The sequence below is a fragment of the Weissella bombi genome, from assembly GCF_900094835.1.
Lineage (GTDB): Bacteria > Bacillota > Bacilli > Lactobacillales > Lactobacillaceae > Weissella > Weissella bombi.
In genome coordinates, this window is sequence record NZ_FMAO01000010.1 from 1 (window position 1) to 12,078 (window position 12,078).

General features: G+C 39.0%; 12 protein-coding genes and 2 tRNA genes. 3 read left to right on the top strand and 11 right to left on the bottom strand.

The genetic code is table 11. The features are described 5' to 3' along the window. The first annotated feature begins 96 nt into the window (after nucleotides 1-96). Nucleotides 97-169 (top strand) — tRNA-Lys (locus GA0061074_RS06830). A 104-nt stretch (nucleotides 170-273) separates the two neighbouring features. Further along, a tRNA-Lys gene (locus tag GA0061074_RS06835) sits at nucleotides 274-346 on the top strand. A gap of 181 nt (nucleotides 347-527) precedes the next feature. Here GA0061074_RS06835 and GA0061074_RS06840 read toward each other — a convergent pair. The 11 genes from GA0061074_RS06840 to glpK form a co-directional block, all read right to left on the bottom strand. Continuing rightward, complete coding sequence (locus tag GA0061074_RS06840) at nucleotides 528-995, bottom strand: hypothetical protein (RefSeq protein WP_092463154.1); 468 nt, start codon at nucleotides 993-995, stop codon at nucleotides 528-530. A 93-nt stretch (nucleotides 996-1,088) separates the two neighbouring features. Further along, a complete protein-coding gene (gene rpsR, locus GA0061074_RS06845) occupies nucleotides 1,089-1,331 on the bottom strand; it encodes a 30S ribosomal protein S18 (protein WP_002828737.1) in 243 nt (80 codons plus the stop codon). 54 nt (nucleotides 1,332-1,385) lie between these two features. Further along, nucleotides 1,386-1,940: a single-stranded DNA-binding protein gene (gene ssb, locus GA0061074_RS06850; protein WP_092463156.1), complete on the bottom strand. Its 555-nt coding sequence runs from the start codon at nucleotides 1,938-1,940 to the stop codon at nucleotides 1,386-1,388. 73 nt (nucleotides 1,941-2,013) lie between these two features. Continuing rightward, entirely contained in the window at nucleotides 2,014-2,313 is a 300-nt protein-coding gene (rpsF, locus tag GA0061074_RS06855) for a 30S ribosomal protein S6 (RefSeq protein WP_092463158.1), read from the bottom strand. 126 nt (nucleotides 2,314-2,439) lie between these two features. Beyond that, complete coding sequence (locus GA0061074_RS06860) at nucleotides 2,440-3,384, bottom strand: nucleoside hydrolase (protein WP_092463160.1); 945 nt, start codon at nucleotides 3,382-3,384, stop codon at nucleotides 2,440-2,442. A gap of 62 nt (nucleotides 3,385-3,446) precedes the next feature. Next, nucleotides 3,447-4,433 carry a ribose-phosphate diphosphokinase gene (locus GA0061074_RS06865; RefSeq protein ID WP_092463162.1) on the bottom strand — a complete coding sequence of 329 codons (987 nt, stop codon included), beginning with the start codon at nucleotides 4,431-4,433 and terminating at the stop codon, nucleotides 3,447-3,449. 126 nt (nucleotides 4,434-4,559) lie between these two features. Continuing rightward, entirely contained in the window at nucleotides 4,560-5,942 is a 1,383-nt protein-coding gene (gene glmU, locus GA0061074_RS06870) for a bifunctional UDP-N-acetylglucosamine diphosphorylase/glucosamine-1-phosphate N-acetyltransferase GlmU (protein WP_092463164.1), read from the bottom strand. A gap of 13 nt (nucleotides 5,943-5,955) precedes the next feature. Continuing rightward, entirely contained in the window at nucleotides 5,956-6,810 is an 855-nt protein-coding gene (purR, locus tag GA0061074_RS06875; protein WP_092463166.1) for a pur operon repressor, read from the bottom strand. A 154-nt stretch (nucleotides 6,811-6,964) separates the two neighbouring features. Next, nucleotides 6,965-7,435 carry an 8-oxo-dGTP diphosphatase gene (locus GA0061074_RS06880; RefSeq protein ID WP_092463168.1) on the bottom strand — a complete coding sequence of 157 codons (471 nt, stop codon included), beginning with the start codon at nucleotides 7,433-7,435 and terminating at the stop codon, nucleotides 6,965-6,967. 100 nt (nucleotides 7,436-7,535) lie between these two features. Beyond that, nucleotides 7,536-9,002: a glucose-6-phosphate dehydrogenase gene (gene zwf / locus GA0061074_RS06885; RefSeq protein WP_092463170.1), complete on the bottom strand. Its 1,467-nt coding sequence runs from the start codon at nucleotides 9,000-9,002 to the stop codon at nucleotides 7,536-7,538. A 124-nt stretch (nucleotides 9,003-9,126) separates the two neighbouring features. Then, nucleotides 9,127-10,638, bottom strand: coding sequence for a glycerol kinase GlpK (gene glpK, locus GA0061074_RS06890; RefSeq protein ID WP_092463172.1), 1,512 nt, complete (start codon nucleotides 10,636-10,638; stop codon nucleotides 9,127-9,129). A 200-nt stretch (nucleotides 10,639-10,838) separates the two neighbouring features. Here glpK and GA0061074_RS06895 point away from each other — a divergent pair, with 200 nt between their 5' ends. After that, on the top strand, nucleotides 10,839-12,038 hold the full coding sequence (locus tag GA0061074_RS06895) for an MFS transporter (RefSeq protein ID WP_092463174.1): 1,200 nt from the start codon (nucleotides 10,839-10,841) through the stop codon (nucleotides 12,036-12,038). Nucleotides 12,039-12,078 lie beyond the last annotated feature (40 nt).

Below are 12,078 nucleotides of genomic sequence, written 5' to 3' on the forward strand. Positions count from 1 at the left end.
ACTAATTTTTAAGCTATTTTTACAATAAAAGCTTGCATAGCGTTCTTTTATATGGTATATTAATATCTGTTGTTGCGAGACAACCTATACTTTATTGGACAAGTAGCTCAGTTGGTAGAGCAACGGACTCTTAATCCGTGGGTCCAGGGTTCGAGCCCCTGCTTGTCCATTGATAAAAATGTTATTTGATTTTTATCTTAAAAACATCTTGTGTGTTTACATATTATATGATAATATAATATATGTTGTTGCGAAACAATATATAATTTTATTGGACAAGTAGCTCAGTTGGTAGAGCAACGGACTCTTAATCCGTGGGTCCAGGGTTCGAGCCCCTGCTTGTCCACTAATTAAAAAGAGAGTGAATAATTTTCACTCTCTTTTTTTATACCCCTTTTTTAAAAGCAATAGCGAAACAAAAGTTGTTCTGACACATATCCATGCTGTACACCTTACAAGTTTATAATCAATATTTTTAGCTAAAAAAGCCGAAACAATTTCTCTTGTTTCGGCCTCTTTCTGCATCATTATTTTGCATCTGAAATCTTTTGTTCCACATTCGCCGTTGCGACAGCTACATCAATCAAATGTTCAATTTGATCCTCATTTGCCTCTCCTGGATGTTGTGACTGCAATTCATTTTCATACGTATCAAGGTACGAATCTTCAAATGCATCGACAGCATCATCGGTTGATGCATTTTTAATTAAATCATCTTTCTGTTCATCAATAAACTTATTCAAATCATCACTAACACGCTTAGTAACAACATTTTGTGCTGGTAAATCAGCAACAGAAGTCGAACTTGTTTGCGAGCTACTGCTACTACTATCTGTTTGATCTTTAGAAAGCGAAGATGCCCTTGAATCACGATAGCTTGACTCATATTGACTCTCGGCCCTATCCGCTTGATAATCCGTAAAGTAGTGAACACCAACGCCCCCAACAAGTGCTCCTGCTACGAAAATTATGATATACAATAAAACTTTTTTCATAACTCCCCCTCTCTATACTATTATTTTATCGTAGTTTGCTAAAAATACATAAAAAAAGAGACTATCAAAATGATAGTCTCTTTTTTTAGCAAATTAGTCTTCTGCAACGAATGGCAAAAGTCCCATGATACGAGCACGCTTAATAGCAGTCGTAACCTTGCGTTGGTTCTTTGCTGAAGTACCAGTCACACGACGAGGCAAGATCTTACCACGTTCTGAGATGAAACGCTCCAACAATTCAGTATCTTTGTAATCCACATATTCGATGTGGTTGGCTGCAATGAAGTCAACCTTACGACGGCGACGAGGTCCGCCACCACGACGTTGTTGTGCCATGATTAAATTCCTCCTGATAGAATGATGTCGTTAGACAATGTTGTCTTTAATAAATTAGAATGGTAGTTGGTCGTCTGAGATTTCAATCTCTTGGCCACCACCGAAAGGATCGTTATCTGATTGTGAACTAGCCGAGTTGTTACCATTAAACACATTACCGTTTGAAGCTGGAGCCCCAAATGGATTTTGTGATGCCGAAGCATTGTAACTTCCTTGGTTATTACGCTGTCCGCCGCCAAAATTATTCGCATTATTTGAACCATTTTGGTTACGACGCGCTTCACTTTCAGCACGACTCTCCAACAATGAAAAGTTTTCTACAACAACCTCTGTGACATAAACACGTTGGCCTTGTTGATTTTCATAATTACGTGTTTGAAGCCGGCCTTCGATACCAACCAATGAGCCCTTTGAAGTAAAGTTTGCAAAATTCTCTGCAGCTTTACGCCAAATAACAGCATTAATAAAATCAGTATCACGCTCACCATTGGCGTTTGTAAATTGCCGATTAACAGCAAGTGAAAACGAAGCAACAGCAGCACCGTTAGTCGTATAACGCAACTCAACATCACGTGTCAAACGACCAATCAAAACTACACGATTTATCATATGGAAAGCCTCCTTCCAAGGTTTTTACACCTAACCATCAAAATTATTAAATTGAATAGGTAATTTCTAAAAATTACTTAGCTGATGCTAGTTCGCGCTTAACAATCATGTGACGCAAGATATCTGCTGAAATCTTTGCCAAACGATCAAATTCGTTAATAGCTGCGTCATCATCTGCAGTAAAGTTAACAATGTGGTAAAGACCCTCACGGTAACCTGCGATTTCATACGTAAAGCGACGTGATGACCAGTCTTTTGACTCAACCACCGTAGCACCATTATCTGACAAAATCTTGTCAAAACGCTCAACCAATGCCTTCTTATCGTCAGCATTCATGTCAGGGCGAATAATGTAAGTTAATTCGTATGCCATTATATATTCCTCCTTTTGGTCTATGGCCGACTACCTGCCGGCAAGGAGAGTTATCATTCTTTTGATAACTCACAAACACTTATGATACACGACAATGCACCAATTTGCAAGTTTTAAACTCCGTTATCATCCTAAGATAGATAAAGTATAATTCATGAATCGTTCTAGATAGAATGGTTCATCAACCTCAACTGCAACAAAGTTATTTTTATGTGCATCACGTAAACGAGCTGGATCACCAATTGTACGACCATCATTAGTATCTACCATCATATTCAACGGCAACAATGTGACAAAATTAGGATCGACGGCAACACCAACAGCAAGTGGGTCGTGTAATGCAGCCCCAGCTTTATTGATATCTAAGCTATCATAAGCATCAATATAGAAATCGAAAATATCAGCAAACACACGGCCCTTTTCAGTTCCTAAATCACGCCATTGCTGGGTTTCTTTTTTAGTTAATAACGTTTGCAAAGTTACATCCAAGCCAACCATAACCAAATGTTTTGCATGTTTAAATACATAATCTGCCGCTTCTGGGTCTTGATTAATATTTGCCTCAGTATATGGTGTCACATTACCAGGCACAACTAATGCTCCTCCCATTAACGTCACGTTACCAATTAAATCTGCAATCTCTGGATCCTTTTGATAAGCTGCTGCTAAATTAGTTAGTGGACCAGTTGGGACAATAATTAGGTCATCTGCGTATTCATGAGCTGCCGTAATTAAGAAATCAACAGCTGATTGTGGCGCTGTTTCCCGCTTCGGATCAGGCAAAACAACATCCCCAATCGCATTATCCCCATGGATATCCTTTGAAACTTGCATTGTTTCAAAATCAGTCGTTGTTGATGAATGACTGGCACCAAGGAACACTGGCACATCATCTTCACCTAATAGTTCTAATAATTTCAATGTGTTTTGTGCTGCAGTTTCCATTTGTGTATTTCCAAATGATGAAACTACACCAATCAAGTCAGCATCCGGCGTTGCCAACGCATAAGCCAATGCCAACGCATCATCAACACCTGTATCCAAATCCAAAATCATCTTCTTTTTTGCCATAATACTCCCCTTATGATAAAAAATCGTTGCTCTAACTTTGCTAGAACAACGATATATTTTTCTTAATCCGCTGTACGGTGGAAACGACTCTTAAACAATGGTGACACAGGCCTATTCTCATTAATACGCTTGATTGTTTCACCAATTAGTTCAGCCGTTGACACTTGTACTAGCTTGTCAAAGTGCTTTTCTTCAGGCAAGTTAATTGAGTCAGTTACAATAACTTTTTCGAAAACAGAATTTTGCAAATTCTCGACAGCTTTACCTGAAAATACTGCGTGGGTTGCCACAACATACACTTCTGAAGCCCCTTCGTCTTTCAACTTTTGAGCACCTTGTGTAATAGTACCACCAGTATCAATCATGTCATCAATCATGATGGCGCGCTTACCCTTAACATCACCGATAACATTCATAATACGGGCGACATTAGCCTTAGGACGACGCTTATCAATAATGGCGATTGGTTCGTGTGATCCCAATAATTCTGCCAACGCACGTGCACGCGTAACACCACCATGATCCGGTGATACAACGACAGTATTTGCGTCAGCGATACCAGTTGTAATTAAGTAATCAGCAAGCAATGGTGCACCCATCATGTGATCAACTGGAATATCGAAGAATCCTTGGATTTGTGATGCGTGTAAATCAAGTGCCAACACACGTGTTGCACCAACCATTTGTAGCATGTTAGCTACTAGCTTTGCTGAGATTGGTTCGCGAGAACGCGCCTTACGATCCTGACGTGCATAACCATAATAAGGCATAACAACGTTAATTGAACGCGCACTTGCACGACGCAATGCATCAATCATAATAAGTAGTTCCATCAAACTATCATTAACTGGTGCTGAAGTCGGTTGGATAACATAAACGTTATCTCCACGGACAGATTCTTCAATATTAATTTGAATCTCACCGTCACTAAACCGAGAGATATTTATTTCCGATAGTTCCACACCAATGGAAGCAGCAATTTTTTCCGCTAAGGGGTGATTGCTACTCAATGAAAAAATTTTCAAATGTGGATCCGAATAAGTTGCCATGCTTTCCTCCATAGACACATTCAATTGTGTACTCAAGTCTTTAATAATTTAATTGTACAGTTTTTTACCGTTATCTTCAATCCATTATTATTGGCCAACACAACAATTCAACGTTAAAGACAATCACTACTGGTTGAATTTTTCAAATAAGGGTGTTCGCTTCCAAAAGTCTTCTTTAACCGTTTGGCGTGCACGTCCTATACCCATTGCATGCATTGGGATATCATCTGTAATGACTGAACCTGCTGCCACAAATGCCTCTGCATCAATTTCAACTGGGCTGATAATTTTTGATCCAGAACCGATAAACGCACGGTCACCAACATTTGAGTGCCACTTATTCTTGCCATCATAATTAACAAACACAGAACCTGCACCGATGTTAACATCTTCACCGATAGTAGCATCTCCAAGATATGACAAATGACCCATCTTTGAACGTACACCCAAAGTAGCTTTCTTTACTTCCACAAAGTTACCAGCGTGTGCCTCACGATCCAAATATGCTGCTGGACGTAAGTGTGCATATGGTCCAACCGTTGCATTTTCACGAACTTCAGCTTCCTCCAGATGACTGCTATCAATTTGAGCACCATCTGCAACAATCGAATCAACAATCTTAGTACCTGAAGTTAACACGACGTTTTTACCAATTTTCGTGTTTCCTTTTAAGTAAACATTTGGTTCAATGACTGTATCGTTACCAATCTCGACATCAACATCAATATACGTATTTGTTGGATCAACCAACGTAACACCTGCACGCATATGCATTTCATTAATTCGTTGACGCATAAGTTGATTTGCCTTAGACAACGCAACGCGGTCGTTAACACCCATTGACTCGCCAAAATCACTAATTTGGAAAGCCCCAACAGTATGACCACCTTCACGCAAAATTTCTAATGTATCTGGTAAGTAGTACTCACCTTGTGCGTTATCATTATTAACATGTTGTAGACTCTCAAATAGCAGTTGATTATCAAATACATAAACACCCGTATTGATTTCGTCTACTTTCTTTTCATCATCATCGGCATCTTTTTGTTCAACAATTCGCAAAACATTACCTTGTTCATCACGAATAATACGCCCATACCCTGTTGGATCAGGTGCTTTAGCAGTCAAAACTGTAACAGCATTATTTGATTGCTCATGATAATTGTACAATTCTTCATACGTTGTCGTCGTAAACATTGGTGCATCACCAGACGCAATCAATGTCATCCCTTTTTTATCAGCCAATAATGGGGCCGCCATTTTAATCGCATGTCCTGTACCAAGTTGTTCCTTTTGAACAACAAAGTCTGAAGTTCCTTTTAAAACTTCTTCCACTTGTTGTGCGCCATTTCCAACTACCGTAACAATTTTGCCAACATTAGCACGTTTAACCGTATCAACAACCAACTGCACCATAGGCTTACCGCCGACTTCATGCAATACTTTAGGAAGAGCCGACTTCATCCGTGTACCTTTTCCTGCTGCCAAAACAATGACAAATCTTTCCATGACTTCCACCTTTTTATTTAACTTTATTTTCTAAACTCTCTTCAAAGTTAGCATAAATTTCATCCGCATAATTACCTGCAGCAACATGAATAATGCCATCATCTTTATTTGTATCAACGTGAATTAATGATGTATAATCATCAATCACACGATGTGCCACACGACCTTCTGCAACAACAGCAGCACCAACAACTTGGCCTTCAAATTCTTTAACCAAAGAAGCCATACCACGAATAGTACCACCAGCCTTCATAAAGTCGTCCACAATTAAAACACGTGAGCCCATTGGTAATGAGCGTCGTGACAATTCTAACTTCTCTAGACGTTGTGATTGACCCGTAACATAGTTAACTGACATCGTTGGACCTTCAGTAACCTTAGTATCATTACGTACAATGACAAACGGCACGTTTAATTGTGCTGCTACGGCTTGTGCGACGGGCACACCTTTTGTAGCAGCCGTCATAACAGCATCAATTGGTTCACGTAAGTATTGCGTGGCAATTAGGCGACCGATTCGTTGTAAGAACCATGGTTGACCCAAAATATCTGACAGATAAACATAACCACCAGGCAAGACACGTGTCTCATCGTCAATAGCATTCACTAGTGAAGCTACAAACTCTTTAGCATCATCTTGCGTCATATAAGGTGTAAATCGCGCCCCACCAGCTGCTCCCGGAATGGTTTCTAATAGACCAATCCCGCGCTCTTGAAATGTGCGCTTTAAAATCGTCAAATCTTCTGAAATAGAAGACTTAGCACTTTCATATTCTTCTGAAAAATGCGTTAGTGATACTAATGTACGTGGTCGCTCTAATAAATAACGAGTCATATCTACTAGACGATCGCTTCGACGTGTTTTCATAATTTTATAACCTCGAACGTTCGGTAATTTTTGATTTAATACTGGCATTATAACACATTTGTTCATATTAAGTTTTAAAAACACTCGCAAAGCCGAATTCAGCGGCTTGTTTCTAATTGAAATAAACTGTTTATCGGACGTTCGCTTTTTGTTATCATTGCCAATTAATGTGTTTTTCGACACCATCAACCATCGCATGAAGTGCCAACTCATTAATATTAGTGTTATCAAATACTGGTAACATTTCTGCAAAGGTATTTGGCAAATGATATTGACCGCTTAATAATTTTTCACGTGTTGTCCAGAAAATTTCACCTTCACGACTAGTATGAATATTTCCAGTGTAGGTTGTCGTTTTATATAAAAACACAATATAACGGGCGCCATCTGCTAACGGCCATTCTTTAATGCCCATTAACTTAGGTTTCGCGATGGTCAATCCTGTTTCCTCAAAGGCTTCGCGATAAACAGATTGCGTCACAGTTTCACCAACCTCAACATGCCCACCCGGAAACGTTACGCCTGCCCAATTGGGATTTTGGCGGTTTTCAACCAAAATTTCATGAGTCTCAGGATTTTCAATCATAATCATATTTGTTAATTCAATCGCTGTATACCTAGCCATATAAATCTCCTTTAACAAAAATAAACCTCCGCAACTAACCAGAGGGCTGGCAATTTATGCGAAGGCTTATTTTATTTATTCATTTTTATCAAACGAAAAATTAACCTTTAAAGACCCATTCGTTACCATCTTTAGCTAATAATTCATCAGATGCAGCTGGTCCCATTGAACCTGAAACATAATTAGGGAATTGTTCTTTCTTTGCATCCCAAGCAGCTTGGATAGCATCAACGAAACGCCATGCAGTACCAACACCATTCCAGTCAGCAAAGTTTGAACCATCACCGTTCATGGCATCATGGATCATACGCTCATATGGTTCTGGTGTAACAGCTTTGTCTTCATCAGACACTTGCCATGCCAAATCAATAGTACGTGTGTCAAAGGCAGACTTAATATCCTTAGCGTTAATCTTAAACTCAATACCACCCTTAGGATCAATCAAAATTGATAATACAGGGTTAGCTAGTGAAACATCCCCACCGAAAATATTCAAGCCCTTCTTGAAGACAATATCAACTCGAGTTGACTTAGCAGCTAAACGCTTTCCAGAACGAATGTAGAATGGTACGCCTTCCCAACGTGGCATATCAAATTGAAGCTTACCAGCAACAAATGTGTTGTTTTGAGAATCAGCAGGTACATCCATTTCGTCCAAGTACTTCTTTTGTGAACCATCGGCTGATTCACCGTATTGTCCACGAACAAAGTTTTCAGCAACTTCTTCAGGTGAATTGTAAATCTTCAAAGAATCGAAAGCGGCGTTCTTAGCAGCACGAATTTCCTTGTCATTAAATGAAGCTGGCTTTTCCATTGCTAACCAACCAATAACTTGCATGGTGTGATTTTGAATCATATCACGCAAAGCACCAGCCGTATCATAATAACCAGCACGTTCTTCAACACCCAACACTTCTGACAAAGTTACTTGAATGTTTTCAATGTAATCCTTGTTCCAAGTGGCATCAAACAATGGGTTACCAAAACGAATAGCGGCAATATTTTGAACCATTTCCTTACCTAGGTAGTGGTCAATACGATAGATTTGATCTTCATCAAAAGCTTCTGACAATTCGTTTTGCAACTTTTCAGCAGTTTCATATGATGAACCAAATGGCTTTTCAATCATCAAACGGTTAAATTCACCATTTTCAGTAATCAAACCTTCTGACTTCAAGTACTGTGCAACAGTACCGAAGAAACGAGGTGCGACAGACATATAGAAAATACGGTTTCCCTTCAAACCATATTGTTCATCTAATTTATTATTCAAAGCAAGCATATTAGCATAACCAGCTTGGTCAGTAATATCTTGTTGAATGTAATAAAAGTGTGAAATAAATGTCTCAGCGTTGTCCTTATCCTCAGTAAAGTCAGCAATTGACGTACGGACAAGGTCACGGAATTCGTCAGTTGTCATATCTTGACGAGCAGTTCCAATAATTGCAAAATGCTCTTGCAAAAATCCCTTCTTAAAAAGGTTGTAAGTAGATGGGTATAGCTTACGCTTAGCTAAATCTCCAGTTCCACCAAAAAACGTCAACAATGTTGTAATTTCTTCAGGCACGATGGATGCTCCTTTACTAGTTAATGCAATAAAATAATCATTTAATAAGTTCGTTACTATATTCACTACACAATTATAAACGTTTTCGCATATTTTTTCTATCGAAATGCTAAACGCTTACTTTTTAACCTTCACCAAAATATTGTGTCGCTTTAATGGCTGCTTGCCATCCGTGATGTAATTGCTTTCGTTTCTCTTCAGGCAACTCAGGTTCAAAGTGACGTCCTGCTTGTATATACTGCTCCAAATCAGATAAATCACGCCAATAACCAACAGCTAAACCAGCTAAAAATGCTGCGCCCATTGGTGTCGCATCTTCGTCTAATGAACGTTCAATAGCGACGTGCGCAATATCAGCTTGGAATTGCATCAAGTATGGATTACGAGATACTGACCCATCCGCCTTCATTGTCGCCAATGCATAGCCCGAATCCTTTTTCATAACGTCTAAAATATCTGCCGTTTGGTAAGCAATTGATTGTAACGTTGCTTTAACAAAATCAGCTTTATTAGTTCCTCTAGTCATACCAAATACTGTTCCCTGTACGTGCGGATCCCAGTATGGTGCACCTAACCCATTAAAAGCTGGTACAACATAAACTTCATTATGATTTTTTGAATCTTCAGCTAGCATCCAAGCGTCTAGTTGCGTATCAATCATGTCTAATCGTTCATGTAACCACTGAATAGCAGTTCCTGCTGAAAAAATAGATCCTTCTAGAGCGTAAACTGGTTGGTCTTCAACTTGATAGGCAATCGTCGTTACCAAACGATTATTTGAAACTACCGGTTGATCACCGGTATTCATAATCATAAAGGCACCAGCACCATAAGTATTTTTGACCATTCCTTTTTCAAAAGCTAACTGTCCAACCATTGAAGCATTTTGATCACCAATTACACTAGCAATCGGTACACGACCACCAAAGAATGTCATTGGACTAGTATGCCCGATGACTTCACTACTTTTATGTACTTTTGGCAACATCGTTGCTGGAATATTGAACAACGCCAACAACTCTTCATCCCATTCTTGTGTATGAATGTTGTACAACATTGTTCGAGCTGCATTAGTTGCATCAGTCGCATGAACGGCACCATCGGTCAATTGCCAAGTTAGCCAAGTATCAACCGTACCAAATAACAAATCACCACGTTCTGCAGCTGCCTGTGAATCTGGTACATTGTCTAAAATCCAACGAATTTTAGTAGCCGAAAAGTAGGCACTAATTGGCAAACCCGTTTTTTGACGGATTAATTCAGTTTTATCAGCATCATCGGCAATTTCTTGTGCAATTTCTTGTGATTGCGTTGAAGACCAACTCACTGCATTATAAATTGGTTGACCAGTGTGTCGGTCCCAAATAATTGTCGTCTCACGTTGATTAGCAATACCTAGTGCTTTAATTTCATCACCACGAATCCCTGCATTAATTAAAGCATCTGCAATAGCTGTTTGTGTTGCATGCCAGATATCTAGTGGTTGTTGTTCCAACCAACCAGGCTGTGGCGTTATTAATGTCATTGGTACTGATGCAGATGTTACACGGCGTGCATTATGATTAAACACAATTGCTCGCGTACCTGTCGTCCCTTGATCAATTGCTAAGATATATTCTGGTCTCTTAATCGCCATCATTCATTCCCCAATAATTCTATATAAATTTGAAACTTATCTTTTTTAAGTATACCAACTCTGGTGATTTATGCTAAACTTTTCTCGATAATAAAAACGGACAAGCACATTTTAAATGTGTTCGATGTCATATATTAATATATTTTTACGTGACATCAAATATTAGTTTTTCTAAAACTACACTCATCCATGGAGGATTTATGATAAGTCAGTCGTCACAAGACGGCGACGTGCGTAAACCGCAGCACGTCGAAATTAATGCTATTGTTCTATACATTACAACCTTTTTTCAATCAACTGGTGCCTCGCTAATTTGGCCCATCACAACTTTATATATGCATAATGTTTTACATCAAAGTATGACAGTTGCAGGAATCGTTGTTATGGGGCTTTCAGTTACCATGATGATTGGTAATTGGTTAGGTGGTAAACTTTTTGACCACTGGAACCCTTTCAAGGCTCTCGTCATTTCAGTCGGATTAGCCTTATTAACGCTGCTATCCTTAACTTTTTGGAATAGTTGGCCAGTATTTGCTATTTTCATGTTAATATCTGGTTTTGCTGATGGGTTAATCTACACATTACTAAATTCCTATGCAACCACAATTCAAACCATCGACACCCGTAAAGTATTCAACTTACAATACCTATTTATGAATGTTGGTGTTGTTGCTGGAACAGCAGTTGTCGGGTTCCTGTTTGATTATGGTGTTGAATTAGTATTTGGCGGTGCCGCTGTTATGTACGGTGTCTTCTTTGTCTTAGTGCTTAAATTCTTTAACGTTAAAGGGCTTGCCAAACAAAGCGCTCGTGCTGCCGAAAAAGCTGCTAAAAGTACATTTAAAACACCCGTTGTTATATATGCCATCTTAGGACTAGCGTTTTCTTTTTATATGTCTTATATCCTATGGGAAACCGTCATTGCAACGCACATGACTGATTTAGGTATGACTGCCAAAGATTATTCATTCTTATGGACACTGAATGGTGTCATAATCATTTTTGGACAAGGCCTACTTGACCGTTTCATTGAACGTCTTCCAGTTCGCTGGACTGTTTTAGGCGGATCAACATTATTCGCGCTTTCATTTTTAATCCTAATTCAAGCAACCACGTACCCCATGTTTGTCTTTAGTTTCGTAATTTTGACAATTGGTGAAATTCTATCTAGTCCCCAAATTCCGGCTTGGATTGATGATTTAAGTGATCCAAATGCTAAAGGACATGCGCAAGGTTTGCTAACGATGTTTGTTTCATTAGGACGCGCAATCGGACCCCTTTACGGTGGATTACTAATTGATAGCGGTTCTTATAAATTGCTATTTACCTCAGTATTTGCGATTATGTTTTTCTTTGTCCTACTAACGGGGCTCTTAAGCAAACGCCATGTTAGAAATTAAATAAACATAAAATAAGGACGCCAATCCAACCATTTTCAAA

Coding starts and splice junctions, on each gene's coding strand:
- GA0061074_RS06840 (WP_092463154.1), bottom strand. CDS start 995: ATGAAAAAAGTTTTATTGTATATCATAATTTTCGTAGCAGGAGCACTT.
- rpsR (WP_002828737.1), bottom strand. CDS start 1,331: ATGGCACAACAACGTCGTGGTGGCGGACCTCGTCGCCGTCGTAAGGTT.
- ssb (WP_092463156.1), bottom strand. CDS start 1,940: ATGATAAATCGTGTAGTTTTGATTGGTCGTTTGACACGTGATGTTGAG.
- rpsF (WP_092463158.1), bottom strand. CDS start 2,313: ATGGCATACGAATTAACTTACATTATTCGCCCTGACATGAATGCTGAC.
- GA0061074_RS06860 (WP_092463160.1), bottom strand. CDS start 3,384: ATGGCAAAAAAGAAGATGATTTTGGATTTGGATACAGGTGTTGATGAT.
- GA0061074_RS06865 (WP_092463162.1), bottom strand. CDS start 4,433: ATGGCAACTTATTCGGATCCACATTTGAAAATTTTTTCATTGAGTAGC.
- glmU (WP_092463164.1), bottom strand. CDS start 5,942: ATGGAAAGATTTGTCATTGTTTTGGCAGCAGGAAAAGGTACACGGATG.
- purR (WP_092463166.1), bottom strand. CDS start 6,810: ATGAAAACACGTCGAAGCGATCGTCTAGTAGATATGACTCGTTATTTA.
- GA0061074_RS06880 (WP_092463168.1), bottom strand. CDS start 7,435: ATGGCTAGGTATACAGCGATTGAATTAACAAATATGATTATGATTGAA.
- glpK (WP_092463172.1), bottom strand. CDS start 10,638: ATGGCGATTAAGAGACCAGAATATATCTTAGCAATTGATCAAGGGACG.
- GA0061074_RS06895 (WP_092463174.1), top strand. CDS start 10,839: ATGATAAGTCAGTCGTCACAAGACGGCGACGTGCGTAAACCGCAGCAC.